We start from the raw sequence: 25,432 nt of genomic DNA on the forward strand, positions 1-25,432 counted from the left end.
GGCGCCGACGGCGCGTTCAACGCCGCGGTCAGCTTCACCACCAACACCAACTGGCAATGGTTCGCGGGCGAAACGACGATGTCGAACCTGTCGCAGATGCTGGGGCTAACGATCCACAATTTCCTGTCGGCGGCGACCGGCATCGCGGTCGCCTTCGCACTGTTTCGCGGTTTCGCGCGGCGCGAGACGAAGACGATCGGCAATTTCTGGGCCGATACGACGCGCGTCACCCTCTATCTGCTGCTTCCCATCTGCATCGCTTATGCGCTCTTCCTAATCGCGAGCGGCGTAACGCAGGCGCTCGCCGGATCGGTCGACGCGACGACGCTGGAAGGCGCCCGCCAGACCATCGCGCTCGGCCCCGTCGCGAGCCAGGAAGCGATCAAAATGCTCGGCACCAACGGTGGTGGCTTTTTCAACGCCAACAGCGCGCATCCGTTCGAAAACCCCACTGCGCTCACCAATTTCGTGCAAATGCTGTCGATCTTCGCGATCGGCGTCGGGCTGACCTGGTGCTTCGGCAAGGCGGTCGGCGACACGCGCCAGGGTTGGGCGATCCTCACCGCGATGGGCCTATTGTTCATCGCCGGGGTCGCGGTCACCTATTCGCAGGAAGCTGCGGGCAACCCGATCCTCCACCAACTTGGCGCTGCCGGCGGCAATATGGAGGGCAAGGAGGTCCGCTTCGGCATCGCCGCCTCGGCGCTGTTCTCGGTCGTCACCACTGCGGCGTCGTGCGGCGCGGTCAATGCGATGCACGACAGCTTCACCGCGCTCGGCGGGCTGGTGCCGCTGTTCAACATGCAGCTCGGCGAAGTCGTCGTCGGCGGCGTCGGCGCCGGCATCTACGGCTTCCTGCTGTTCGCCATCCTCGCGGTGTTCGTCGCGGGACTGATGGTCGGGCGCACCCCCGAATATGTCGGGAAAAAGATCGAGGCGCGCGAGGTCAAGCTGGCGGTTCTCGCGATCGCGATCCTGCCGCTCGTCATCCTGGGGTTCACCGCGATCGCCAGCGTCATGCCTGCGGGGCTTGCGGGGCCGCTCAACAAGGGACCGCATGGCTTCTCGGAGATCCTCTATGCCTTCACGTCGAGCGCGGGCAACAACGGGTCGGCCTTTGCCGGACTGAGCGCGGGCACGCCCTTCTACAATGCCCTGCTCGGCATCGCGATGTGGCTCGGCCGCTTCTTTGTGATCGTGCCCGCGCTCGCTATCGCCGGCAGCCTTGCCGCCAAGCGCCACACCCCGGCGACCAGCGGCTCCTTCCCCACCACCGGCGGCCTGTGGGTCGGCCTGCTCGTCGGGGTCATCCTGATCCTCGGCGGCCTGACCTTCCTCCCCAGCCTCGCCCTTGGCCCGATCGCCGATCACCTCGCAGTGACCAGCGGCCAGCTCTTCTGACGGACATACAGCCATGAACGCTCCCACTTCGATGTTCAGCGCCGCCCTCGTCGTCCCCGCGATCGGCGACGCGTTTCGCAAGCTCGACCCGCGCCAGCTGATGCGCAACCCGGTGATGTTCGTCACCGCGGTCGTCGCTTTGCTGCTCACCCTGTTGCTCGGGCTCGGCGAGCCCGGATTGCCCCTCGGTTTCGAAATCCAGCTGGTGATCTGGCTGTGGTTGACCGTGCTCTTCGGCACCTTTGCCGAGGCGCTCGCCGAAGGACGCGGGCGGGCGCAGGCGGCGTCGCTGCGCGCAACCAAGGCCGAGCTGCGCGCCAAGCTGATGCTCGGGGTCGGCGATACATATGAGATCGTCGCCGCGAGCCAGCTCGAGAAAGGCGAGATCGTGCTCGTCGAGACGGGCGACCTGATCCCCGCCGACGGCGAGGTGATCGAGGGGGTCGCGTCGGTCAACGAAGCCGCGATTACCGGCGAAAGCGCGCCGGTGATCCGCGAGGCGGGCGGCGACCGCAGCGCGGTCACCGCCGGCACGCGCGTCATTTCGGACCGCATCAAGGTCCGTATCACCGCCGAGCCGGGCCAGGGTTTTCTCGACCGCATGATCGCGCTGGTCGAGGGCGCCGAGCGGCGCAAGACCCCGAACGAGATCGCGCTGACGATCCTGCTCGTGGGCCTCACGATCATCTTCCTGATCGCGGTCGCGACGATCCCCGGCTTCGCCTCCTACGCCGGCGGCAGCGTGCCCGTCGTGCTGCTCGCGGCGCTGCTGATCACCCTGATCCCGACCACGATCGCGGCGCTGCTGTCGGCGATCGGCATCGCGGGCATGGACCGGCTGGTGCGTTTTAACGTGCTCGCCAAGTCGGGCCGCGCGGTCGAGGCGGCGGGCGACGTCGATGTGCTGCTGCTCGACAAGACCGGCACGATCACCATCGGCGACCGCCAGGCAAGCGAGTTTCGCGCGCTCGCCGGCATCGATAGCGACGCACTCGCCGAGGCGGCTTTGCTGTCGAGCCTCGCCGACGAGACCCCCGAGGGGCGGTCGGTCGTCGCGCTCGCACGCGAACGCTATGCGATCCGCGTCGCGGCGCTGCCCGCAGGGTCGGAGGTCGTCCCCTTCACCGCGCAGACGCGGCTGTCGGGGGTCACCGTCGCGGGGGTGACGATCCAGAAGGGCGCGGTCGATTCGGTGTTGCGCGCCTTCCCGCAGGACGAAAATCCGGCGGTGCAGGAATTGCGCAAGATCACCGAGGAGATCGCACGTTCGGGCGGCACGCCGCTGGCGGTGGTGCGCGGCGGGCGGCTGCTCGGCGCGATCCACCTCAAGGACGTGGTCAAGGCGGGGGTGCGCGAACGGTTCGGCGAACTGCGCAAGATGGGCATCCGCACCGTGATGATCACCGGCGACAATCCGCTGACCGCCGCCGCGATCGCCGCCGAGGCCGGGGTCGACGACTTCCTCGCGCAGGCGACGCCCGAGGACAAGCTGGCGCTGATCCGCAAGGAACAGGCCGAAGGGCGGCTGGTCGCGATGTGCGGCGACGGTACCAACGACGCCCCTGCCCTCGCCCAGGCCGACGTCGGGGTCGCGATGAACACCGGGACGCAGGCGGCGCGCGAGGCGGGCAATATGGTCGACCTCGATAGCGACCCGACCAAGCTGATCGAGGTCGTCGGGCTGGGCAAACAATTGCTGATGACGCGCGGGGCGCTGACGACCTTTTCGGTCGCCAACGACGTCGCCAAATATTTCGCGATCATCCCGGCGATCTTCGTGGTGCTCTATCCGCAACTCGGCGTACTCAACGTGATGGGCCTCGCGACGCCCGAGAGCGCGATACTGTCGGCGATCATCTTCAACGCGCTGATCATCCCCTGCCTCGTTCCGCTCGCACTGAAGGGCGTGCGCTATCGGCCGATGGCGGCGGGCCCCTTGCTTGCGCGCAACCTGTCCGTCTTCGGCCTCGGCGGCCTGATCGCGCCCTTCGTCGGCATCAAGCTGATCGACCTCGCCGTTTCCAGCCTCCATCTTGCTTAAGGATCACCCGATGTTGTCCGACCTCCAATCCGCCGTCCGCCCCGCTTTGGTGCTGACCCTGCTGTTCGCCGCATTGCTCGGCATCGCCTATCCGCTCGCGCTCACAGGCGTCGGCCAGCTGCTGTTCCCGAAACAGGCCAATGGCAGCCTGATCCGCGAAGGCGAGCGCGTTGTCGGCTCCGAGCTGATCGGGCAGAAATTCAACAGCGACCGCTATTTCCATGGCCGCCCTTCGGCCGCCGGGGCCGAGGGTTATGACGCCGCCGCTTCGGCGGGATCGAACCTCGGCCCCGCCAGCCAGGCCCTCGCCGACCGCGTGAAAGGCGACGTCGCCACCCTTGCCGCAACGACACCGGGCCGCCCTGTCCCGCCCGACCTGGTGACGACCTCCGCCTCGGGGCTCGATCCCCATATCAGCCCCGAGGCGGCCTTTTTCCAGATCGGCCGCGTGGCGAAAGCGCGCGGGATTTCGGAGACGGCGGTCCGGGCGCTGGTCGATGCCGCGATCGAACGACCGGCGCTCGGATTTTTGGGCGAGCCGCGCGTCAATGTCCTGTTGATCAACCGTTTGCTCGACCAACGGCCGGGCGCACGGTAAGAGAGCGCGATGACGCAGGCAGCCAATATCCTGATCGTCGAGGACGATGCGCATATTCGCCGCCTGCTCCGCGCGACGGTGCAGCGCGCCGGGCATCGCGTCGCCGAGGCCGCCGATGCGCGGGCGGCGCTGTCGCTGCTCGATATCGAAAAGCCCGACGTCGTACTCCTCGACCTCGGGCTTCCCGATCGCGACGGGCTCGAACTGATCGGCCCAATCCGCGCCCGATCGACCGCGACCCTGATTGTCGTATCGGCGCGCGACGACAGTGGCGAGAAGGTCGCGGCGCTCGATCTGGGCGCCGATGATTATCTGACCAAACCCTTCGACACCGAGGAATTGCTCGCGCGCATCCGCACCGCGCTGCGTCACCAGCGTGCCGCGACCGGTGGGGAACGGCCGTCGGTGATCGAGACCGGCCCGATCCGGATCGACCTCGACCATCGCCGCGTCGCGCGCGATGGTGCCGATGTGCATCTGACCCCCAAGGAATATGCCGTGCTCGCCCAGCTCGCGCGGCGACCCGACCGGGTGATCAGCCACACCCAGTTGCTCAAGGACGTTTGGGGTCCGGCGCACGAAGACCGCGTCGAATATCTGCGCATCGCGGTGCGCGGTTTGCGCCAGAAGCTGGAGGACGACCCGGCGCGGCCGCGACTGATCGTCAACGAACTGGCGGTCGGGTATCGCCTGTCGTTGCGCGACGAGGGCTGACACGCCCTCTGCGGACGATCCCGGCGAGTAAAGCGCTTGCTTTGATCGCGGCGGAACGGCAGCGTTGCGTCTGCGGGCAGAAAGCATATGGGCGTGGAATGCGATTGGATGGCTGGAAATCGATTGCCGCCCATTTCGGGCGGGAACGCACGACGGTCATGCGTTGGGCGAGCGAACGCGGGCTGCCCATCCATCGCATCCCGGGCGCCGGACGCGGCAGCGTTTATGCGCTGACCGACGAACTCGACGCCTGGCTTGGCTCCGGGCTGCCCGACGACGGCGACCGCGAGGTGTCCCCCGCCGCACCGGCCAAGTCCAGGCGCTGGACAAGAGTGACGGCGGCGGCGCTGCTCGCCGCAACGACATTGGCGATCGGGGTCTATGCCTGGCCCGACGCGCCCGCGCCCGACGCCCGCGCGCTCTTGCCCGAAAACGGCCAGGCGGCGAGCATCTATGTCGAGGCGCGCGCCGACTGGGCGCGGCGGACCCCCGACGCGATTTTGCGGGCGATCGAGAAATTGAAGCGCGTGACGGCGATCGAGCCGCAATTCGCACCCGCCTATTCGGCGCTCGCCGACTGCTATCTGCTCGCGCGCGAGTTTGGCTCGCTGCGCGACGTCGAGGCGTTTGCCCGGGCCCAGACGGCGGTCGACACCGCGCTCAAGATCAACCCCGACCATGCCGGCGCGTTGCGGGCGCGCGGCTTCATCGATTATTGGTGGCGCGGCGACCGCGCTGCGGCGGCGCGCGATTTCGAGCGTTCGCTCGCGCTCGACAGCCGGTCGGCGCAGACCCTGTTCTGGTTCGCCAATGCGCTGATCGACAACGGCGATTTCGACGACGGCATGCGCCGCTTTTCGGAGGCGCGACTGATCGAACCGGCATCGCCCGCGATCGCCGCCGATGTCGCCTGGGCGAGGTGGTCGGTCGGTCAAACCGCGCCGGCCAAACAGGCCTTGCTCGATCTTCGCCGCGAGCATCCGGGGCTCGCCACCGTTCCCGACTATCTGTCAGTCGTCGCCCTTTCCGACGGCGACGTCGCCGGATTTGTCCAGGAGGTCGAGATCATGGCGAGGCTGCGGCAGGAGGACGGGATCAGCCGTTACGCGGCAGCGCTGCGCACCGCATCGGCCAAGGATCACCTCGCAGCGGCGACGTTCGTCATCGACGACGCGCTGGCCGAGGTTGAGGCGGGCGACCGCCAGACATTGGCGTGGCCCGCCTTTGTCGCGTCGGCAGTCGGCGATCGCGACCGCCTGCTCGCGCTGCTGCGGAAGGCCGAGGCCCGCAACGAGCTGTGGGGCTCGGCCGGCTTGCGCCGCCATATCGCCGCGCGATGGGGTGGAGATTCGGCGATCGCCACGCTGCTGCGGCGACGGGTCGCACCATCGCTGGTACGCGCCAGATAACAATTTGCGACTTCCGAACCGCCTGAAACAGGGCGATTATCCGCAATACGCAACAATTTGCCACAAGGGGCCTAGCGGCATGCCGACTTAGGATTGCGGACCATTTCGCGATCCACAGGAAGGCCGCTCACCGATGCTCCCAGCCCGCTCTTCCGACTTTGCACCGCGCCACATTGTTCAGGCGACGGCGCTGCTCGGTGCGGCGTTGCTGGTCTTTGGCGCAGCGCCCGCCGATGCTCGCAAGCGCGAGCCGACCCCGATCGACCTGTCGTCGGAAAGTGCCGACGCCCTGGCGTCGCAAGCTGGAGCCGCGCTGCAGAGCGGGGACAGCCCGCGCGCCATTTCGCTGTTGTCCGAACTGGTGGCGCGCCAGCCGCGCAACGGCAGCAACCAGGCGCTGCTGGCGCTGGCGTGGCAGATGCGCGGCGACAAGGATGCGCAGGCGATGGACATGGCGCAGGCAGGCTACGACCTCGCCGCCCGCGCCGAGCCGGGGCAATATTGGCCTGCGGCGATGGCCGGGCGCGTTGCGTTCGACCAGGGGAAATATGATCAGGCGATGGATCATTTCGCCCGGGCGACGTTGCTGCGTCCGAGCGATGGCCGCGCCGTCGCCTCGCTCGCGGCCGCCGCCTATATGTATGGCGACGCCGGGCTCGCGGCGCTGGCCGCCGACCGCGCGGTCGCGATCGCCCCCGACGACGCCGCGTCGCTCCGCCTCGCCGCCTTCACCGCCGCCGCGATCGGTGAGCGCGACAAGACGCTGGCGATGCTCGACCTGCTCGACCGCGCTGCGCCAGCGGAGGCGGCGCGCGACCGCACCCGCGCGCTGCAACTGCTCGAAACCAATGCGCTGGATGCCTCGCCACCGGGCGGCGAAACCGGCGGGGCGGGCATTGCGGCTTCGCCCGACCAGATCTCGATCGATGTGGCGATCATATTGGCGCAGAATACCCACCGCGAACGCACCGGGCTGAACCTGTTCGACGGCCTCGGGCTGCAATATGGGTTCAACCGCCAGGGCACGCGGACGATCACCCGCGACAACGCCGGTAGCAACGGCAACAGCTATCAGCGCGTGCTGACCGCCTCGATCACCATCCCGCAGCTCAACTACAACCTCAACCTGTTCAACCGCGGTGGCCAATATTATTCGGTCGTCGCGCGGCCGCAACTCACCGCCTACCGCGGTGAGGAGAGCGAATTTTTCGTCGGCCGGTCGGTGCGCGTCGCGGTCGGCGGGGTCAATCTCGGTTCGCTCGAACAGATCGACATCGGCATCGAAATGAAGGTGACGCCGGTCGAGATCACCGCCGACGGCACGCGCATCCGGATCGAAACGGGACGCAGCTTCGTCACCGCCGATCCGGCAGGGTCATTCAGCGAGGCGTTGACCCTGTTCCGACAAAAGGTCGTGGCGACCGCCGAAATCCGCTTTGGCGAAACGCTGTTGCTGTCCGGCCTGACCGAGACGGTCGACGACAAGACATTTTCCAAGACGCCGGTGCTCGGCGATGTGCCGCTGGTCGGCAATCTGTTCAACGAACGCAACCTGACCCAGCGGCGCGATTCCGTCCTGGTGCTCGTCACACCGCAACGCCCGATCGCCCTGCCCGGCCGCGCCTGGGCGCGGTCGGACCAGATCGAGAAGCTGGCGGCGCTCTGGACCGATGTCGTCGATCCGATGAGCAACGCCGAAGCGGCGCGCAAGCGTCTGGAACATGTGCCCTTCTTTACCCGCATGACGCGCGCCGACGTGGCGATGCCCATGCCCGATGCCCGCACCGCCGCGCCCGAAATGCTGGCGGAATTAACGACACGGTCGCTTCACCCCTGACCCGAAGAGAGGAAAAGACCATGACCATGATCCATCCCGATCGCCGCGCCATCCTGTGGGGCGGCACGTCGCTCGGCCTTTGCAGCCTCGCGGCCGCCGGACCGCTCAAAGCGATGATCCAGGACAAGTCGAAATATAGCGGCAAGCCGTTCGGCCAGTTGTTCAAACCGACCGCCGGCGGTTTCGGCATGGTCGGTCCGTGGGGCGAAGTGCGGGCAACACGGCTCGACGAGGGCCTTACCCCCTATCTGATCCAGACCGCCAACAAGGCCGGGCTGTTCGATTACACCGGCCGCATGCCCTTCGTGTCGCTGCAGGGTTCGACCCAGGAAATCCGGCTGACCCCAGACGGCGTCGCCTTTGGCAAAGCCAAGCCCTCACCCTGGGACAAGGCGAGCGTCGCGGCGCTTAAAAATGCGCTGAAAAAGGATCGCAAGGCGATGCAATCGGCGATGCAGATGCGCTCCGCCATGGCGACATCCCTTGCGGCCGTGGCGGTCGCGACGAAGGCCGCCCCGGCGAAGCAAGTGGCGAGCGGCATCTTTTCGGTCGTCGAGGATCTCGCCAAGGCAGGGCGCTGCACAACGACGACTGTCACGGAGTCGGTGACGTCGCTGGTCGAACGCACGGTCGACGAGATCAAGACCGCAGCCGAGCGCTACGCCGAATGTTATGACGACGCGGTGCGGACGGGCGCCTGCGGTGCGATCGCGGCATTCAACATGACGGCGGGGCAGGTTTGCGCTGCGACCTATTGCGCCGCGAAGGGGTTCGTCGATGTCGTCGTCGGGTTGATCACCATCGTCACCGAAGTCGTCGAAGAGGTGACGCGCGAGGTGACGACCTGCACTGCGCCGCTCGCCGGGCTCATCCCGAACGATTGGAATCTGCCCGATATCAAGCTGCCGGACCTGCCGCTGAAGGAGCTCAAACTCCTCGCCAAGGACGTGGCGAAGGCACTCGAGTTCATCAAGCAATTCAGCGACGATCTTTTCAGTTTTCTCGGCCCCTATGGCATGTGCCTGATCGAGGGCAAATGGACGATCGAACAGATGCCCATCCCGTTCATCCAGGGCGTCGGCATCCCCTATGGCGTGAAAGTTTGCATCAGCGCATCCTGCGCCCGCAAACTCGCGGCGCAGAACCTCGTTGCCGAGGCCGGTTCGGCCTGGGGCGCCGCGCTCAGCGCACTCGCGGCGCTCAGCCCCGAATTTGCCGCAGGGGTCGCATCGATCGGGATCACCCCGGCCCCGGCGATCGCGGCCGCCGTCGCCGCGCTGTCGCCCGCCGTCGTCGGCGCGATGGCGATCATCCTCGCCTTCATCATCATGGCGCTGCTCTATGCCAGCGCGATCGCGGTCCAGCTGGCCTTTCTCGTCCAGTTCAACCCCGGCGCGCTGTCGGATGGCGAAGTGTGCATCACACATCCCTCGATCGCGCTCGCCGCGATCAAGGCAGCCTCACTCAGCTTGATCCCTGCGGAACTCGTACCGCCAATCGTCCTGGGGTGACGCCACGCGCTTCCCAACGGACATAGAGGAATGACCATATGAAACGCCGAATGATTTTCGCCCTGCTCGCCTGCGCCGCGACGAGTTTCGCCGCGTCCCCCGCAACGATCCAGGCGCAGACACCACCGACCAGCTTCGTGTCCTATGACAACGTCCCCTTCGGTCCCGGCGACCGGGCAATGAAGCTGTCGATCCAGCTTGCCGCCGGCGAGACCAACGCCAACACCGAATTGTGGGTCCTCTATGGCCAGGACCGCGCCGCTATCACATCGGCAGGTCTGGGCGGGAGGGTGGCGCAAGCCCGCGTCCGGCTCGACACGGTCAGCGGCGCCGGGGTCGCCAGCGGCACCTTCGTCTTCCCGCATAGCGACAATGGCCGGCCGAACATGACCGACACCAACCCGGCGACCATCTCCTCGGGCCGGACGGTGCATTACAAACTGGTCAAGAAGCGCGGCGCCACGGTCACCCTGTCGCCGGTCGTGACCTTCACCATGCCCGACAAGCTGACGATCGCCAATTTCGGCGACAGCTATGCCAGCGGCGAAGGGTCGCCTTATGCGAGCGGCGACAAATGGGACAATGAGCTGTGCCATCGCAGCGGCAATTCGGGGCAGGCCCGCGCGGTGAAAACGATCAAGGAAGAAAATCCCGGGATCGCCATCGCATTCAAGAATGTCGCCTGTTCGGGCGCCCAGGTCGCCGAAGGCATATTGTTGTCGCAGAAGAAAGCGACCTGGTTCGGCGAAGGCGAAGAGCTGCAGACCGTCGTGAAACCACAGTTGATGGCGGTGCGCGACTGGATGGCCGGCAACGGCTATGCCGAACTCAACATCGCCATGGTGTCGGGCGGCGGCAACGACGTGAACTTCGGCCTGTTCGTCGAAAAATATTTCGTCTTCTTTTCCGAATTCAAGGCCGACAGCCCCGAATATAACAATCTGCGCACCTCGATCGCCAACGACGTGCCGCAACTCTATCGCAGCCTGCAGCAGGCGTTCGAACAGAATTTCACTTATGATCGCGTGCTGGTGTCCGAATATCCCGATCCGATGCGCGGCGCCAACGGGCTGTTCTGCGACGCCGAACATAATGCAATGAACTCGGCCTTCCTGATACCGCTGAACGATGCGGTGCGGACAACGATCGGAGCATTTCCGAAATTCCGCCACGTCGGCGGCGCGATGGCCAAGTCGCGTTACAACGGGCTGTGCAACGACGAGATCCCCTATTTCAACAATGACCTGATCGCATCCTTCTGGACACAGGGCGACGCGTTCGGGATCGTCCACCCGAACCGTCGCGGGCACCGCGAAATCTATAAGCCGCTGTATGAGGCGCAGTTGCGCGAGGCGCTCCGCGACATCCAGATCAAATGGGCGAAGATCAAGGCGAGGGAGGACGCCCGCGCGAAGGCGGCGACGGAGCAATTGGTCGCGCGCACCGAGCTTGCCACGGCGATGCGCGGAGGGCTGCCGTTGAAGGCGATCCGCGTCACCCGGATCTCGCCCGCGATCAAGCTCAGCAGCGCCGAAAAAATGGCGTCGAGCAAGCAAATCGCGGCGGCTGCGGTCGCCGCGAAAGGGAAACCCGTGCAGACCTTCGGCATCCCCGACAACCGGATGTCCGACGACGGCGAATAGGTCGACGTCAAGCCCATAGGAAGGGACGGGCGGCGGCAACGCCGCCCGACGCCGTTGCGGTCAGCTCGCCATATCCTCCGGCAACAAGTGCTGCGAAAGATAGGCGGCGATCGGCCCGGGCAGCGGAACCGGGCCGGACGGTCCGGTCGCGACGATCACGCTATCGGCGCAGCCGATGCATTGGCCGCCGACGAACAGCCCCTGCCCGATGACAAGCGAACGGGTGCCGACGCGGACGATGCCGGTCGCGACGTCGATCGTGCCGGGATAGCGCGCCTGCCCTAGGAAGGCAGTATCGACATTGGCGATCACCAGCACCGGGCTGTCGTCCTTCGCGACCTGCACCCGGGCTTCGGCGAGCAGTGCGAAGCGCGCTTCCTCATAAAATTGGCCGGTCGCCACATTGTTGAGGTGGCGGAACATGTCGACGTCGGAAAAGCGGATCGGTACCGCTTTGTGGAGCGGATAGGCGGCGGGATCGAGGCGCGCGGGAGAGGGTTTCATCGGGTTTCCAATCGGTCGCGCCACGCGGATATCGCGGCGCGGGTAGCCTCGGGCGCTTCGCGCTGCGGGACATGGCCGCAGCCGGACAGCATGTGCAGCACGACGTCGGGGAGCGCGGCCGCCATTTCGCGCGAGCGCTCGGGGACAACGATCGCATCGCCCTCTCCCGCCAGCACCAGCGCCGGAACCGTGAGGCCGACGAGCAGGCCGCAACGCTCGACGCGTGTCGACGCCGCCGCCTGCTGCTCGGCAAAGAGCTCCGCCCCGCAGCGGAGGAGCATGGCGTGGAAATCGGCGAGCAGGTCGGTGTCGGCCCGGCTGGTGCGCGACAGCATCGCGCGCGCAAGACGTTCGGCGAGCGTGGCGAAATCGGCGCGCGCCTGCGCGATCGCCGTTTGTCGTCCGGCCCTCGCTTCATCGCTGTCGGCGGTGCAGGCGGTACTCAGCAGGGCAAGACCGGCCAGGCGATCGCGGGCGCGGGCGGCGATCTCCAGCGCGACATAGCCGCCCATCGAATGGCCGCACAGCGCGAAGCGATCGGGCAGGTCGGCAAGGATCGCGCCGGCCATCGCGTCGATCGTCGGCCCGCGCGGCACGACGATGCGATCGACCGGCATGCCCTGCCAGCTCGCTTCGTCGGTGGCGATGCCGCAGATCGCGATTACCGGGACCGTCATCGCATCCTCCTCTCTCCGGCGGCGATGCTGCTATTCCTCGGCGATTCCCGCAAGGTCGCGCGCGAAACCCTTCTTCTTCTCGACGTCCATGCCGCGCAAAATCTGGATGCGCTGCGCCTGCGGCGATCCTGCACCGTGCATCGATTCGGTGAGGTAACCGACCGCATTGCGACCGAGGGTCATATTCTCGATCAGGCGCAGGATGCGCTGGCGATATTCGACCGGGACATTGTGCTTGCCCTTCATATATTTCTCGAGGATCGGGCCGATCGTCTCATTCTTGAAGTCGGCGTCCGACGGCATGGTCACCATGATCCCACCCGCGAGATCCTGGGCGAGGCGCGAGATTTCATAGGGGAAGCGCGTGACATTGTGCTTGCAGACATTGGCGAGCATCGCATCGTTCATATAGATGCCCGAGGGCAGTGGCTTCGCCTCGTGGCTCGACGCGATGGCGGAGGAATAGATGGTCTCGTTGAGGTGCGTCATCTCGACGAGCTTGTCCTTGATATGGCTCGCGGCCTCGGCACCATTATAGTCGGCGACCTGCGCTGCGGCGCCGACCATCACGTCGCCGAGCCCGGTTTTGCAGACGTAAGAGGCGCGGTGGTAGGAGGTGAAGCGCGCGACCATGTCCTGCGCAAATTCATATTCGCCGTCCATCAGCACATGTTCGTGCGGGATGAAGACATTGTCGAAGACGACGAGCGTTTCCTGCCCGCCGAAGCGCGCATTGCCCTGGTCGATGTCGCCCGCCTCCATCGCCCGCGTGTCGCACGACTGGCGGCCGTAGATATAGGCAATGCCGGTCGCGTCGCCGGGGACGAGGCCGACAATCGCGAAGTCGCGGTCGGCTTCGCTCATGTTCATCGTCGGCATGACGCAGATCCAGTGCGAGTTGAGCCCGCCGGTCATATGCGCCTTGGCGCCGGTGACGTAGACGCCCGCCTCGGTGCGCTTCGTCACGTGCAGGAACATGTCGGGGTCGGCCTGTTCGTGCGGGCGTTTCGAGCGGTCGCCCTTGGGATCGGTCATGCCGGCGCCGATGATGATGTTCGCGCGCTGCGCATGGCGCATGAAGTCGAGGTAGCGCTGGTGATAGGGCGTGCCGTGCTTCGCATCGATGTCATAGGTGATCGAGTGGAGGACGCTGATCGTGTCGAGCCCGGCGCAGCGCTGGAAGCAGGTGCCGGTGAGCTGGCCCATCTTGCGCTGCATGCGGTTCTTCATCACCAGATCCTGCGGCGAGCCGACGATGTGGAGGAAGCGGTTGACCGGCGCGTCGATGAGGTCGCTGTGCGCGGTCGCCAGCTCGGGCTCGGCGAGCGCGAGGTCGTAGGTCATCTTGAGCGCGTTGATCGAGGGGCGGATGATCGGATGGTCGACGGGCTCGTCGACGCGCTCGCCTAAGAGCCAGACCTCGACGCCGCGGCTCCGCAGCGAGGCGACATAGTCGTCGCCGGTAACGATCGGCTGGAAGCGCGACCAGCGGTCGGCGGCGGATTCCTCACGGGGGTGGATGGGCATGTGCAGTCTCCCGATGTTGTCGAAGGTGCCGCGTAGCGTGAATCCGGGGGGCACAAACAGGGCATGACAGGCGAGGAAAACTCACCATAATGCGCAGCCATCATGGCGACGATCGACGGTTATTATTTCGGGGTGTGCACCAGGGGGGCCGAGCGGGCCGGGATCGCGGTGCGCGACCTGGTCGCGGGAACCGGGCTGAACCCCAAGGATTTTGCGGCGCCGAGGTGGCGCGGGTCGGCGGAGGCGATGGCGCTGCTGGTGCGCCAGATCTGGGCGGCGCTGGGCGACGAGTTTATGGGTTATGCCGGACGATGCGTGCGGCCCGGAAGTTTCGCCTTTGCGTGCGAACTGGCGCTGGAGGGCGCCGATGTCGCCGACGGACTCGCGCGCGCAGCGCGTTTCTACAATCTGCTGGATGCCGGGATCGAGACGCAAATCGTCGCGACCAAGGAGGGGCTGGAGATCGTCGTCGACTTCGCCGAGCCCGCGCGCGACCCCGACCATTATTTCAGCGAATTCTGGATGATCATCTGGCACCGGCTCGCCTGCTGGCTGGCGGGCGAGACGATTTCGCTGCTGTCGGCCGAGTTCGATTATCGACGCCCCGACGCCTATTTCGAGGAGTTCAAATATCTCTTCCCGTGCCGCCATCGCTTCGACAGCGACAGGCGGCGGATCGTGATGGATGCCCATGCGCTGCACGCCCCGATCCACCGCTCGGCGACCGAGCTGGACGCGATGATCGCCGCCGCGCCGCTCGACATCATGTCGATTCCCGCGAGCGATGCGAGCGTCGCGCGGCGGGTGCGGCAGTTGTTGACGCGCGGCCCCGACCTGACGCTGGACGAGCTGGCGCATGAAACCGGGCTGTCGCCGCACAAGCTGCGCCGGTTGCTGCGCACGGAAGGCACGACGCTGGCGACGATCCGCGAGAATGTCCGGCGCGACAAGGCGATGCGGATGCTGACGAGCGGCAATGCGACGGTCGAAGCGATCGCCGAGACGCTGGGCTATGCCGAGGCACGGAGCTTTACGCGGGCATTCCGGCAATGGACGGGGCGCTCGCCCTCGGCCTGGCGCGCGGGAACGGGGTGAGCCCGCAAGCCACACCGCCTTTGACTTGCCGGGCCGCCGCCCTAGTTTCGCGCGAACGGTCAGGAAGGCGATGCGAAAGGACGGACAATAATGAGGTTTTTCTTCGACGACCGGCAGACGCTGCACGCGCCCGAACGCGAACTGCACAATGGCGAATTCGTGCCCTATGCCGAAAATGTCGAACGGCCGCGCTCGATCGTCGCGGCGCTGGCCGACTGGCAGCCGGTGCGCGATTTCGGGATGGCGCCGCTCGCCGCGGTACATGACGCGGATTATCTCGCCTTTCTCGAACGCGCTTATGACGGCTGGCTCGCGGCGGGGCGGACGGGCGATGCGATCGGCTACAGCTTTCCAGTGGTGCGGCGGCGCGCGCTGTCCTTCCGGCGCATCGATGCCGAGATCGGCGCGTACAGCTTCGACGCCTCGACCCCGATCGCGGCGGGAACCTGGCAGTCGGCCTATTGGTCGGCGCAATGCGCGCTGACCGCGCTCGACGGGCTCAAGGCAGGCGACCGCCATAGCTTCGCGCTGTGCCGTCCGCCGGGGCACCATGCCGGGCGCGACTATATGGGCGGCTATTGCTACCTCAACAACGCCGCCATCGCGGCGCGGCAGGCGCAGGCGCTGGGGCTCGGTCCGGTCGCGATCCTCGACGTCGACTATCATCATGGCAATGGCACGCAGGACATCTTCTACGACGATCCCGACATCTTCTTCGCCTCGATCCATGCCGATCCGGTGACCGACTATCCCTTTTACTGGGGCCATGCCGACGAGCGCGGCGAAGTCGCGGGCGAAGGCGCGACGCTGAACCTGCCGCTGCCGCGCGGCACCGACGCCGCCAGCTATCGTCCGGCGCTCGACGCCGCGCTGGGCGCAATCGCGGACCGGGACGCGCGCTGCCTGATCGTCTCGTTCGGCGCCGACACCTTCAGCGGCGATCCGATCTCGAGCTTCAAGCTCGAACGCGCCGATTATGGCGACATGGCACGGGCGATCGCAGGCCTTGGCCTGCCGACTTTGGTGGTGATGGAGGGCGGCTATGCGGTCGGCGACCTCGGCGGGAATGTCGCGGCGTTCCTGACGGGATTCGACTAGATTCTCTCCGATGCGAAGCGAGGGAGAGGTGGCAGCGCAGCGCTGACCGAGGGATCGGCTCCCTCCTGTCCGCGAAAGCCCCCTCCCCATCGCTTCGCGGACGCCCCCCTCTCCATCGCTTCGCGACAGCGGCGACTTGAACGATCGATTGCGGCCGCGAATATATTGGCATAACATGTGTCAATATATTGGAGGGGGATTCGCGATGAAGAGGCGAAGCGTGGCGGCACTGACCGCCGGTTTGATGCTGGCCCCGGTGCAGGCGGCGCCCGCCCCTGCCCCGGCTGCCGCCGTATCCGCGCGCCATCCCAATATCGTCATCCTGCTCGCCGATGACTGGGGTTTCAGCGATGTCGGGTCGTTCGGCGCCGAATTTGCGACGCCGAATATCGACGCGCTAGCCCAGGCGGGCATGCGCTTTTCCAACTTCCATGTCGCGGGGTCCTGCTCGCCGACACGCGCGATGTTGCAGACCGGGGTGATGAACCACCGCAATGGCCTGGGCAACATGCCCGAGACGATCCCCGACGCGCATCGCGGCCAGCCGGGCTATGACACGGTGATGAACCACCGCGTCGTGACGATCGGCGAATTATTCGGCGCGGCAGGGTATAACACCTACCTCACCGGCAAATGGCATCTGGGGAGCGACGCGACGCGCCTGCCCGAGGCGCGCGGTTACAATCGCGCCTTCAGCCTGGCCGATGCCGGCGCCGACAATTTCGAACAGCGCCCGATCGAGGGCATGTACGACACCGCCGCCTGGACCGAGAATGGCCAGCCGGCGACGCTGCCGAAAAATTTCTATTCGTCGACCTTCGTCGTCGAGAAGATGATCGATTATATCGACGCCGACCGCGCGAGCGGCAAACCCTTCCTCGCGTCGATCAATTTCCTCGCCAATCATATCCCGGTGCAGGCGCCCGACAGCGACATCGCGCGCTATGCGGCGCTGTACAAGGACGGCTGGACGAAGCTGCGCGAGGCGCGGGCGAAGCGCGCGGCGGCGCTGGGCATCATGCCGGCGGGCGCGCCGATGGTGACGATGGCGACCACGCCCGACTGGACGAAGCAGGGCGCCGAGGAGCGCGCGGCGGCGGTGCGGGTGATGCAAGCCTATGCCGGCATGGCGACCGCGATGGACCGCGAGATCGGGCGGCTGGTCGCGCATCTGAAGGCGACGGGTCAGTATGAGAATACGATCTTCGTCTTTCTGTCGGACAATGGCGCCGAGCCGACCAACCCGTTCAGCAGCACGCGCAACCGGCTGTTCCTGAACATGCAATATGACACGTCGACCGCGAACATCGGCCGGCGCGGCAGCTTTGCCGCGATCGGCCCCGGCTGGGCGAGCGCGGCGGCGTCGCCGCTGTCAGGGTATAAATTCAGCGCGGCCGAAGGCGGGCTGCGCGTACCGCTGATCATCGCCTGGCCGGGCCATCCGGAAATCCGCGCCGGGGCGATTAACGGCGGGCTGGCGCATGTCACCGACATTTTGCCGACGCTGGCCGAGCTGGCGGGGGTGCCGGAGCATGGCGGCAGCTGGAACGGGAAGGCGGTCGAGCCGGTGACCGGACGCAGCCTGGTTCCCATGCTGGGCGGGGCGGCGGGTAGCGTCCATGGCGACGATCCGCTGGGGTATGAGCTGTCGGGCAATGCCGCGCTGTTTCGCGGCGATTACAAGCTGGTGCGCAACCTGCCGCCGACGGGCGACGGCAAGTGGCGGCTGTACGACCTGAAGAGCGATCCGGGCGAGACCAAGGATTTGGCGGTGGCGATACCCGACCGGTTCCAGGCGATGATGGCCGACTACCGCGCCTATGCGAAGGCCAATGGCGTACTCGACATGCCGGCGGGCTATACCGCCGATGCGCAGATCAACACTTATGCGTGGGAGCAGCAGGGCAAGAAGCGCGCGATCAAGGCCGGACTGTGGCTGGGCGGCGGGATCGCGGCGATCGTGGCGTTGGTGTGGGCATGGCGGCGGCGGAAGCGCGCACGGGTCTAGCGCCCCCACTCCATTGCTACACCTTTGAGCAGGCAAAGATAGCGCCGGGCGCGAAACCGGCGGTCAGTCGCCCCAGATATGGCCGGTTTCGATCCAGCCGCGGCGTCCGCGCACGTCGAGCTGGCACCAGCCATTGGCGCAATCGCTGATCTTGCCGACGACGCCGGGTTCGGCGCGATAGAGGATCGCCGATGACGCGCTCGCCGCCTCGTACAGCGGACGAACCTCGTCCCCCGTGACGATCGCGGTGCGGGCGCGGCTGAGCAGGCGCGCCGCCATCCAGCCCTGGGTGCCGTCGGGATCCTCGATCTTGCGCCAGGTTTCGTGGCGCGCGACGACCTTTACCGGCAAATCCTTGCGCCGATATTCCCAGATCACCGGCACGTCGGGCGACGGTCCCTTGCGCATCCGCGCCTCGTCGACGCTGATCGACGCCCAATAAGGCAAGGCGTCGTCCTGCGCGGTCGCAGGGCCGGCAAGGGTCAGGCAGAGGAAAATCGCGGCTAAGTGTCGGCTGGTCATGGTTAATCCTTGTCGCAAACGGCGCGCTTTTTCAACCGGTGACCGCATCGGCAGGACGCATTGTCCACAGGCGTCCTGCCAACGCCCCCTTGACCCCTTCCCGATCGCGCGCTCTATCGGCGCCATGCCCGATTCATCCCGCCCCCGCCGCCCGCGCGTCATCGTCACCCGCCAGCTGATGCCGCATGTCGAAGCGCGCATGGCCGAGCTGTTCGACGTCGCGCTGTCGGCGCAGGACCATGCCTTTACCAAGGACGAGTTGAAAGCGGCGGTCGCCGATTGCGACGTGTTCGTCCCGACCGTGACCGACGAGATCGACGCCGAGGTGATCGCCGCCGCGGGCGAGCGTCTGAAGCTGATCGCCAATTTCGGCGCCGGGGTCGACCATATCGACCTGTCGGCGGCGCGCGCCAAAGGCATCATGGTGTCGAACACGCCCGGCGTCTTCACCGAAGACACCGCCGACATGACGATGGCGCTGATCCTGTCCGTGCCGCGCCGGCTGGCCGAGGGCGAGAAATTGATGCGATCGGGCCAATGGCAGGGCTGGGCGCCGAGCGGCATGCTCGGCCACCGGGTCGGCGGCAAATTGCTCGGCATCATCGGCATGGGGCGCATCGGGCTGGCGGTTGCGCGCCGCGCGCGGGCGTTCGGCCTGTCGATCCATTACCACAACCGCCGCCGCCTGCCCGAAGCGATCGAAGAGGAATTGGGCGCGAGCTATCACGCCAGCGTCGACACGCTGCTGCGCATCGCCGACGTGGTGACGATCCATTGCCCGCACACCAGCGAGACGCACGAAATGGTGGGTGCGGCGCGGATCGCTTCGATGAAGCCGACGGCGTATCTGATCAACACCGCGCGCGGCGAGATCGTCGACGAAGGGGCGCTGGTCGCGGCGCTGAAGGCCGGACGCATCGCGGGTGCCGGGCTCGACGTCTATACGCACGAGCCCGCCGTCGACCCCGAACTGCTTGCGCTCGACAATGTCGTGCTGCTGCCGCACCTGGGCTCGGCGACGATCGAAGGGCGCGAGGCATCGGGCGAAAAGGTCATCGCCAACATCCGCGCGTGGAGCGACGGGCATCGCCCGCCCGATCAGGTGCTGGAGGGGTGGGCTTAATTGGGTCCACAGGTGTTGGCGCCGGACCGCTCTGGATTGCTTCGTCGCTACGCTCCTCGCAAGGACGAGGCATTATAACTCTTCGTCATTGCGAGCGAAGCGAAGCAATCCAGGGCGTCACTCGCTGCCGTCGAGAATGTCGGGCCACAAATCATTCCAGCGCGGATTGTCCGCCTCGATCAAGGCCAGCTTCTTCAACCGGCTGCCGCCCTTGATCTGCTTCTCGCGCGCGATGGCGTTCACCATCGTCGCGTGCATTTCGAACCAGACGAGCAATTTGCAATCGTGGCGCTGCGAGAAACCGGCAAGGCCCTCGCGATGCTGCCAGACGCGGCGCACCAGATTGGACGTCACGCCGGTATAGACCGTCCCGTTGCGCCGGTTCGCCATCATATAGACCGCTGGCAGGCGTTCGCGCATGGCCGCTCTGGATTGCTTCGCTTCGCTCGCAATGACGGGGTGTTTTAATCCCCCGTCAGAATCCGGTCGACGAGTTGCTTCACCGTCGGGGTGAAGTTGTTCGAGTAGAAGGGATCGGTCTTGAAGTTGAACGCGGCGTGGCCCGCGAACATCAGATTCTGTTCGGGATCGCCGCCATGCGCGATGTCCTGCAGCGTTTTCTGGATGCAGAAGCTGCGCGGGTCGGCAAGGTAGCCGGTGGTGTAATCGTCATGGTCCTTCCACGACGAAAAGCCGCAGTGCGACAGGCAGCCCATGCAGTCGGTCTGGTCCTTGCGGATCGTCGCCTTGTCGCTGTCGGTGACAAAGACGACCGTGTTGTCGGGGGTCTTCAGCGCCTCGGTATAGCCCTCGGCCGCCCAGTCGCGCGCGCGGGCGCGGTCGTGCGGGGTGACCCAGAAATTCTTGCCCTTCACCCCGACATCGAGCTGGACGATATGATCGCCGGCTTCCTGCTTCGAATAGGGAATCTGGCGTTCCGAGCGCGCTTCGAGGTCGCGCAGGAACGGGGTGCGTACCGCGCTCGAATAGAAACCGGTCGGCGAGAAGCGGTGGAGCAGCACGTCGCCGTCGTCGAGGGTGCGGAGGCGATCCTTCCACGCCTGCGGGATCGGGCTTTCTTCGGTCAGCAGCGGGCGGGTGCCGTACTGGAAGACGATCTGGCCGAGTTCGGGATTGTCGATCCAATCCTCCCAGTCGCGCAGATACCAGACGCCGCCCGCCATCACGATCGGCACGCTGTCGGCGATCCCTTCGGCGCGCATCGTGTCGCGGACCGCCTTGACGCGCGGATAGGGATCCTGCGGGACCAGCGGGTCTTCGGCGTTCGACAGGCCGTTGTGGCCGCCGGCAAGCCAGGGATCCTCATACACCACCGCGCCGAGCAGGTGCGGCACCTTGTGATAGGCGCGCTTCCACAGCGCGCGGAAGGCGCGCGCCGAGCTGATGATCGGCAGATACATGACATTGTGGCGCTCGGCGATTTCGCTGAGCTTGTACGGCATGCCCGCGCCGCAGGTGACACCCGCGACCATGCCCTGGGTCCGCGCCAGCACGCCTTCGAGAATCTGCTGGGCGCCGCCCATTTCCCACAGGACGTTGATGTTGATCGCACCCTTGCCGCCCGACACCTCATAGGCGCGTTCGACCTGCGCCACCGCGCCCTCGATGCCGTACTGGATCAGCTCCTCATGGCGTTCCTTGCGGGTCAGCGCGCTATAGACCTGCGGGATGATCTTGCCTTCGGCGTCATAGCTGTCGGCGTTGACCGCCGACACGGTGCCGATGCCGCCCGCGGCGGCCCAGGCGCCGCTCGACATATGGTTGGTTGCCGATACGCCCTTGCCACCCTCGACCAGCGGCCAAACTTCACGCCCGCCGTAAAGGATGGGCTTCAAACCTTTGAACACGTAGACCTCTTTCTCTCCACCCCGTCGCGCGTCGCGCCCGGGGCCCCTTTGCCGCTTCCGTAAGCGGAAGCCGGCGACGAAAGTCAATGGACGCGCGCCTTACTCCCCGGAGAACAGGCGGCACCCTTCCAGCGCGCGACCATAGAGATTTTCATAGGCGGCGACCATGGTTGATTCGTCGAAACGTTCGGCGGCGGCGTGGCGGTTCGCCTCCCCCACGGCGCGGCGAAGCGCGGCATCGGCGGCGAGGTCGGCGAGCGCGGCGCGGAACGCCGTTTCGTCATCGGCGATGAAGCGACGGTTGGGGGCCGAAACCATGGCCGCCACGTCGCCGACGACCGGGCTGGCGACCGGCAGCCCGACCGCCATCGCCTCGATCACCGCGATCGGTGCCTGTTCGCTGCGCGACGACAGCGCGAGCAGGTCGAAATGGCCGATCCAGCGCGCGGGTTCGGCCAGGAAGCCGGGCATGACGAGGCGGCCGGCGATGCCGCAGGCGGCGGCTTCGGCCAGAATCGCGGCGCGCTCGGGCCCCTCGCCGACGATGACGAGGCGGACATGCGCGGGCAGCGGCGCGACCGCGCGGACGAGGCGCGGCAGATCCTTAACCTTGCGCAGCCCCGCGACGGTGCCGATCACCACCTCGCCGGGGCGGCGTTCGAAGCCCGGGATGGGCGCCGTGGGACCGCCGGCATAGGCGGCGACGGCGATGCCGTTGCGGATCAGCTGCGTGCGCCGCGCCGCGCCCCATTCGGCGGCGGCGATCCGTTCGAGCAGCCGCGACGGCACGACGAGCGCCTCGGCGGTCGGTAGCGCAAGGCGGCGGAAGGCGTTGCGTTTCCAGTTGCGCCGCACGGTCTCATCCTCGTTGAACCCGTCCTCGTGATGGATCAGCGGCGGAATACCCCGCGTCCGCGCGAACAGCCGGTGCGCCATCACCCCGTCCATCGCGCCCCAATTATAACTGAGCAGCAGGTCGAACCCCGCCATATAGCCGGCGAGGGCGCGATATCGCTTCAACCCCGGCTTGCCGTGCAGCGCGGGTGCCGCGTCGCCCGGAAAATCGACGGCGATGCCCGGATCGATCGCGGCGCGCGCGCCGAGCGCATCGGGGACCGCCGAGAGGATGGTGTGATGCGCGCGGTCGCCCATCAGGTTCATCAACCGCGTCGCGCGCGCCTCCTTGCCGCCGAGCGAAAAGCTCGAATGCAGGTGGAGGATGCGGACCGGACGCGTCTTGTCGCTCACGCTGCGGGCAGGTCCGCCGCCCAGGCATCGATCGCCGCCAGCGCCTCGGGCTCGTCCATCGTCGGGGCATGGCCGACGCCGGGGACCTCGGCCAGCCGCGCCCCCGGCAATTCCGCCGTCATTCTGGCGGCGGCATCGCGCGCGAGGATATCGGACAGTTCGCCGCGCAGCACGAGCAGCGGGATGCCGCCGAGCGCGCGATAGGCGGGCCACAGGTCGACCCCGGCGTCGCCGCCGTTCGGCACCCGCAGCGGCGCCGCGATCTGCTTGTCATAATCGGTGACGATCCGCCCCTCGGCGGTCAGGCGGTGGGTGCGCTTGGTCAATCGCAACCAGTCGTGGATCTCGAAGCCCGGATAGACCGCCGCGTTGAGCTCGCCAAAGGCGCGCGCGGCGTGGATCCAGGTCGGCTGGCTGCCCCCGGTGCCGATATAGTCGCGAATGCGCTCCAGCCCCGCCGCCTGCAGTTCCGGCCCGACGTCGTTGAGCACCGCGCCGACCAGCCGCCCCGGCTGCGTCGCCGCGAGCAGCATCGACACCAGCCCGCCGAGCGAGGTGCCGACGGTCGCGAACCGGTCGACCTTCAGGTCGTCGAGCAGCGCGATGACGTCCTGCACATAGGTCAGCGGCACATAGGTCATCGGGTCCTTGGTATAGGCGCTCTCGCCCCGCCCGCGAAACTCGACCGCGATCACCCGGCGATATTGCGCCAGATGCGGCGCGAGTTGTTCGAAATCGCGGGCGTTGCGCGCGAGGCCGGGCAAGCACAATATCGGCGGCGCATCGCCCGCGGCCGGCGGACCGGCATAGATGCGCGCATGCAGCCGCACGCCGTCGGACGACCACCAATAATGGTCCGCCCAGTCGCTGCACCCATCCGATCGGTGATCCTGCTTGACCGAAATAGCGGCTTCCCTTCTTCGCCCGTCCTTGCCGGGATTCGTGCCACCTATCGCCAACCCGGCGCGAGCGTGCAAGCGATGCTTGGACCTCCGCTTGCCGCCCCAGGTTTTCACCGATAAGAGGTTCCGGCAATGCAGCGACCGCCCTACGACATCGCCCCCCGTCCTCCCTGCGGCCACCGCGCGTCCCGGGGGGTGACGCCATGACGGCGGAGCTGTTCAGCCACGAGCCCGCGACGGGCGCCGAAATCTGGCGCCGCGCAATCAGCGATGTCGATCAGGAGGTCGAAATCGGTCGCCGCGCCTGGCCCGAATGGGCGGCCAAGCCCCTGACCTTTCGCACCGAAACGATGCGCCGCTTCGCCGACCGGGTGAAGGCCGAGGCCGAAACGCTGGCGACTTTGATCGCGCGCGAAACCGGCAAGCCGATGTGGGAAGCGCGCACCGAGGTGGAATCGGTCGCGAACAAGGTCGATATCTCGATCAACGCCTATTCGGAGCGGACGTCGAACCGCCGGATCGAGGGCGCGATGGGGCTGCGCAACGCGGTGCGCCACAAGCCGCACGGGCTGCTCGCGGTGCTCGGCCCCTATAATTTCCCGGCGCACCTGCCCAACGGCCATATCGTCCCGGCGCTGATCGCGGGCAATTCGGTGGTGTTCAAGCCATCCGAAAAGACCCCCGCGACCGGCGCCATGCTCGCCAACCTCTATCATAGCGCCGGGGTGCCCGAAGAGGTGCTGCGCCTCGTCATCGGCGGCCCCGACGAGGGCAAGGCGCTGGCCGGGCATCCGGGCATCGACGGGTTGCTGTTCACCGGATCGGCGCGCACCGGGCTCGCGCTCAATCGCCAGTTCGCCAACCGCCCCGACAAGATCCTGGCGCTCGAAATGGGCGGCAACAATCCCATTGTGGTCTGGGACACCCCCGATCTGCACACCGCCGCGATCCTTGTCGTCCAGTCGGCCTTCCTCAGCGCCGGGCAGCGCTGCAGCAACGCCCGCCGCCTGATCGTCAAGGACAGCATGGCCGAGCGGCTGGTCGAGGAGGTGCGCAAGCTGGCCAACCGGCTGATCGTCGACGAACCCTTTGCGACGCCCCCGCCCTACATGGGCCCCGTGATCGACAATGAGGCGGCTGACGGGCTGACCGAGAGTTTCCTGATCCTGATGTCGAACGGCGGCAAGGTGATCCGCCACATGACGCGCCCCGTCAAGGATCGCCCCTTTCTGACCCCCGGGATCATCGACGTCACCGACATGCCCGAGCGGCCCGACATCGAATTGTTCGGGCCCCTGCTGCAAGTCGTGCGCGTCGACAGTTTCGAAACCGCGATCGCCGAGGCGAACAACACCGCCTTCGGCCTGTCGGCGGCGCTGATCGGCGGAACGCCGCAGCTTTACGACCAGTTCTGGGCCAATGCCCGGGCCGGGGTCATCAACTGGAACCGCCCGACCAACGGCGCGTCGTCGGCGGCGCCGTTCGGCGGCATCGGCCTGTCGGGCAACCATCGGCCAAGCGCCTTCTACGCCGCCGATTATTGCGCCTATCCGGTTGCGAGCAGCGAAAGCGAAGCCGTCCGCGCGTCGATCGGCGTCGGGTTGCGCGATCCCGAAGAGCAGCAACTGGTGACCAAGAAGTATCTCTGAAACCATTTCGTCAGCCCGGACTTGATCCGGGGTCCCGCTTAGCAATGATGGAAAAGC

21 protein-coding genes are annotated in these 25,432 nt (G+C 66.7%); 13 read left to right on the plus strand and 8 right to left on the minus strand.

What is annotated here, in order from left to right:
• The 8 genes from kdpA to ACREB7_RS14245 all read left to right on the plus strand — a co-directional run.
• Positions 1-1,401 (plus strand): potassium-transporting ATPase subunit KdpA (gene kdpA, locus ACREB7_RS14210; protein ID WP_431592928.1); only part of this gene is annotated, 1,401 nt, incomplete at its 5' end.
• Between the two features lie 13 nt (positions 1,402-1,414).
• Positions 1,415-3,442, plus strand: coding sequence for a potassium-transporting ATPase subunit KdpB (gene kdpB, locus ACREB7_RS14215; RefSeq protein ID WP_431592929.1), 2,028 nt, complete (start codon positions 1,415-1,417; stop codon positions 3,440-3,442).
• 10 nt (positions 3,443-3,452) lie between these two features.
• Positions 3,453-4,040: a potassium-transporting ATPase subunit KdpC gene (gene kdpC / locus ACREB7_RS14220; RefSeq protein WP_431592930.1), complete on the plus strand. Its 588-nt coding sequence runs from the start codon at positions 3,453-3,455 to the stop codon at positions 4,038-4,040.
• Positions 4,041-4,049: 9 nt separating this feature from the next.
• On the plus strand, positions 4,050-4,754 hold the full coding sequence (locus tag ACREB7_RS14225; RefSeq protein WP_431592931.1) for a response regulator: 705 nt from the start codon (positions 4,050-4,052) through the stop codon (positions 4,752-4,754).
• A 158-nt stretch (positions 4,755-4,912) separates the two neighbouring features.
• Positions 4,913-6,163, plus strand: a complete 1,251-nt coding sequence (locus ACREB7_RS14230) for a tetratricopeptide repeat protein (protein WP_431592932.1) — start codon at positions 4,913-4,915, stop codon at positions 6,161-6,163.
• Between the two features lie 133 nt (positions 6,164-6,296).
• Entirely contained in the window at positions 6,297-8,000 is a 1,704-nt protein-coding gene (locus tag ACREB7_RS14235; RefSeq protein WP_431592933.1) for a hypothetical protein, read from the plus strand.
• A 20-nt stretch (positions 8,001-8,020) separates the two neighbouring features.
• Positions 8,021-9,511: a hypothetical protein gene (locus ACREB7_RS14240; protein ID WP_431592934.1), complete on the plus strand. Its 1,491-nt coding sequence runs from the start codon at positions 8,021-8,023 to the stop codon at positions 9,509-9,511.
• Positions 9,512-9,549: 38 nt separating this feature from the next.
• Positions 9,550-11,154 carry an SGNH/GDSL hydrolase family protein gene (locus ACREB7_RS14245; protein WP_431592935.1) on the plus strand — a complete coding sequence of 535 codons (1,605 nt, stop codon included), beginning with the start codon at positions 9,550-9,552 and terminating at the stop codon, positions 11,152-11,154.
• 60 nt (positions 11,155-11,214) lie between these two features.
• Here ACREB7_RS14245 and ACREB7_RS14250 read toward each other — a convergent pair whose 3' ends face one another.
• Genes ACREB7_RS14250 through ACREB7_RS14260 form a run of 3 tightly spaced genes read right to left on the minus strand, consistent with a single transcriptional unit; the run spans position 11,215 to position 13,862 of the window.
• Positions 11,215-11,658 (minus strand): acyl-CoA thioesterase, encoded by a 444-nt coding sequence (locus ACREB7_RS14250; protein WP_431592936.1) that lies wholly within the window; start codon positions 11,656-11,658, stop codon positions 11,215-11,217.
• Entirely contained in the window at positions 11,655-12,335 is a 681-nt protein-coding gene (locus ACREB7_RS14255) for an alpha/beta fold hydrolase (protein ID WP_431592937.1), read from the minus strand. Before ACREB7_RS14255 ends, ACREB7_RS14250 begins: the two co-directional genes overlap by 4 nt.
• A 30-nt stretch (positions 12,336-12,365) precedes the next feature.
• The gene (locus ACREB7_RS14260) at positions 12,366-13,862 is read right to left on the minus strand and encodes a 4-hydroxyphenylacetate 3-hydroxylase family protein (RefSeq protein WP_431592938.1); all 1,497 of its coding nucleotides are present in this window, start codon (positions 13,860-13,862) and stop codon (positions 12,366-12,368) included.
• Positions 13,863-13,964: 102 nt separating this feature from the next.
• Here ACREB7_RS14260 and ACREB7_RS14265 point away from each other — a divergent pair, with 102 nt between their 5' ends.
• The 3 genes from ACREB7_RS14265 to ACREB7_RS14275 all read left to right on the plus strand — a co-directional run bounded on the left by ACREB7_RS14265 (position 13,965) and on the right by ACREB7_RS14275 (position 18,063).
• A complete protein-coding gene (locus tag ACREB7_RS14265; protein ID WP_431592939.1) occupies positions 13,965-14,957 on the plus strand; it encodes an AraC family transcriptional regulator ligand-binding domain-containing protein in 993 nt (330 codons plus the stop codon).
• Between the two features lie 90 nt (positions 14,958-15,047).
• A complete protein-coding gene (locus ACREB7_RS14270; RefSeq protein ID WP_431592940.1) occupies positions 15,048-16,055 on the plus strand; it encodes a histone deacetylase family protein in 1,008 nt (335 codons plus the stop codon).
• A 220-nt stretch (positions 16,056-16,275) separates the two neighbouring features.
• Positions 16,276-18,063: an arylsulfatase gene (locus ACREB7_RS14275; protein ID WP_431592941.1), complete on the plus strand. Its 1,788-nt coding sequence runs from the start codon at positions 16,276-16,278 to the stop codon at positions 18,061-18,063.
• 63 nt (positions 18,064-18,126) lie between these two features.
• Here ACREB7_RS14275 and ACREB7_RS14280 read toward each other — a convergent pair whose 3' ends face one another.
• Entirely contained in the window at positions 18,127-18,585 is a 459-nt protein-coding gene (locus ACREB7_RS14280) for an SH3 domain-containing protein (protein WP_431592942.1), read from the minus strand.
• Between the two features lie 124 nt (positions 18,586-18,709).
• On the opposite strand from ACREB7_RS14280, the gene ACREB7_RS14285 reads away from it, so the two are divergent.
• Entirely contained in the window at positions 18,710-19,708 is a 999-nt protein-coding gene (locus ACREB7_RS14285; protein ID WP_431592943.1) for a 2-hydroxyacid dehydrogenase, read from the plus strand.
• 117 nt (positions 19,709-19,825) lie between these two features.
• On the opposite strand, the gene ACREB7_RS14290 is transcribed toward ACREB7_RS14285, so the two are convergent.
• The 4 genes from ACREB7_RS14290 to ACREB7_RS14305 all read right to left on the minus strand — a co-directional run bounded on the left by ACREB7_RS14290 (position 19,826) and on the right by ACREB7_RS14305 (position 23,729).
• The gene (locus tag ACREB7_RS14290) at positions 19,826-20,128 is read right to left on the minus strand and encodes a GIY-YIG nuclease family protein (RefSeq protein WP_431592944.1); all 303 of its coding nucleotides are present in this window, start codon (positions 20,126-20,128) and stop codon (positions 19,826-19,828) included.
• A 44-nt stretch (positions 20,129-20,172) separates the two neighbouring features.
• Positions 20,173-21,576 (minus strand): NAD(P)H-dependent flavin oxidoreductase, encoded by a 1,404-nt coding sequence (locus ACREB7_RS14295; protein WP_431592945.1) that lies wholly within the window; start codon positions 21,574-21,576, stop codon positions 20,173-20,175.
• 99 nt (positions 21,577-21,675) lie between these two features.
• Positions 21,676-22,824, minus strand: a complete 1,149-nt coding sequence (locus ACREB7_RS14300; protein ID WP_431592946.1) for a glycosyltransferase — start codon at positions 22,822-22,824, stop codon at positions 21,676-21,678.
• Positions 22,821-23,729: an alpha/beta fold hydrolase gene (locus ACREB7_RS14305; RefSeq protein WP_431592948.1), complete on the minus strand. Its 909-nt coding sequence runs from the start codon at positions 23,727-23,729 to the stop codon at positions 22,821-22,823. Before ACREB7_RS14305 ends, ACREB7_RS14300 begins: the two co-directional genes overlap by 4 nt.
• Positions 23,730-23,929: 200 nt before the next feature.
• Here ACREB7_RS14305 and astD point away from each other — a divergent pair, with 200 nt between their 5' ends.
• A complete protein-coding gene (gene astD, locus ACREB7_RS14310; RefSeq protein WP_431592947.1) occupies positions 23,930-25,375 on the plus strand; it encodes a succinylglutamate-semialdehyde dehydrogenase in 1,446 nt (481 codons plus the stop codon).
• Positions 25,376-25,432: the final 57 nt, after the last annotated feature.

Origin of the sequence: Sphingopyxis sp. (genome assembly GCF_050725615.1) — a bacterium.
Taxonomy (GTDB): domain Bacteria; phylum Pseudomonadota; class Alphaproteobacteria; order Sphingomonadales; family Sphingomonadaceae; genus Sphingopyxis.

Bases quoted from the DNA above. Each gene is read 5' to 3' on its own strand.
- kdpB (WP_431592929.1), top strand. From the start codon at position 1,415: ATGAACGCTCCCACTTCGATGTTCAGCGCCGCCCTCGTCGTCCCCGCG.
- kdpC (WP_431592930.1), top strand. From the start codon at position 3,453: ATGTTGTCCGACCTCCAATCCGCCGTCCGCCCCGCTTTGGTGCTGACC.
- ACREB7_RS14225 (WP_431592931.1), top strand. From the start codon at position 4,050: ATGACGCAGGCAGCCAATATCCTGATCGTCGAGGACGATGCGCATATT.
- ACREB7_RS14230 (WP_431592932.1), top strand. From the start codon at position 4,913: ATGCGTTGGGCGAGCGAACGCGGGCTGCCCATCCATCGCATCCCGGGC.
- ACREB7_RS14235 (WP_431592933.1), top strand. From the start codon at position 6,297: ATGCTCCCAGCCCGCTCTTCCGACTTTGCACCGCGCCACATTGTTCAG.
- ACREB7_RS14240 (WP_431592934.1), top strand. From the start codon at position 8,021: ATGACCATGATCCATCCCGATCGCCGCGCCATCCTGTGGGGCGGCACG.
- ACREB7_RS14245 (WP_431592935.1), top strand. From the start codon at position 9,550: ATGAAACGCCGAATGATTTTCGCCCTGCTCGCCTGCGCCGCGACGAGT.
- ACREB7_RS14250 (WP_431592936.1), bottom strand. From the start codon at position 11,658: ATGAAACCCTCTCCCGCGCGCCTCGATCCCGCCGCCTATCCGCTCCAC.
- ACREB7_RS14255 (WP_431592937.1), bottom strand. From the start codon at position 12,335: ATGACGGTCCCGGTAATCGCGATCTGCGGCATCGCCACCGACGAAGCG.
- ACREB7_RS14260 (WP_431592938.1), bottom strand. From the start codon at position 13,862: ATGCCCATCCACCCCCGTGAGGAATCCGCCGCCGACCGCTGGTCGCGC.
- ACREB7_RS14265 (WP_431592939.1), top strand. From the start codon at position 13,965: ATGGCGACGATCGACGGTTATTATTTCGGGGTGTGCACCAGGGGGGCC.
- ACREB7_RS14270 (WP_431592940.1), top strand. From the start codon at position 15,048: ATGAGGTTTTTCTTCGACGACCGGCAGACGCTGCACGCGCCCGAACGC.
- ACREB7_RS14280 (WP_431592942.1), bottom strand. From the start codon at position 18,585: ATGACCAGCCGACACTTAGCCGCGATTTTCCTCTGCCTGACCCTTGCC.
- ACREB7_RS14285 (WP_431592943.1), top strand. From the start codon at position 18,710: ATGCCCGATTCATCCCGCCCCCGCCGCCCGCGCGTCATCGTCACCCGC.
- ACREB7_RS14290 (WP_431592944.1), bottom strand. From the start codon at position 20,128: ATGCGCGAACGCCTGCCAGCGGTCTATATGATGGCGAACCGGCGCAAC.
- astD (WP_431592947.1), top strand. From the start codon at position 23,930: ATGACGGCGGAGCTGTTCAGCCACGAGCCCGCGACGGGCGCCGAAATC.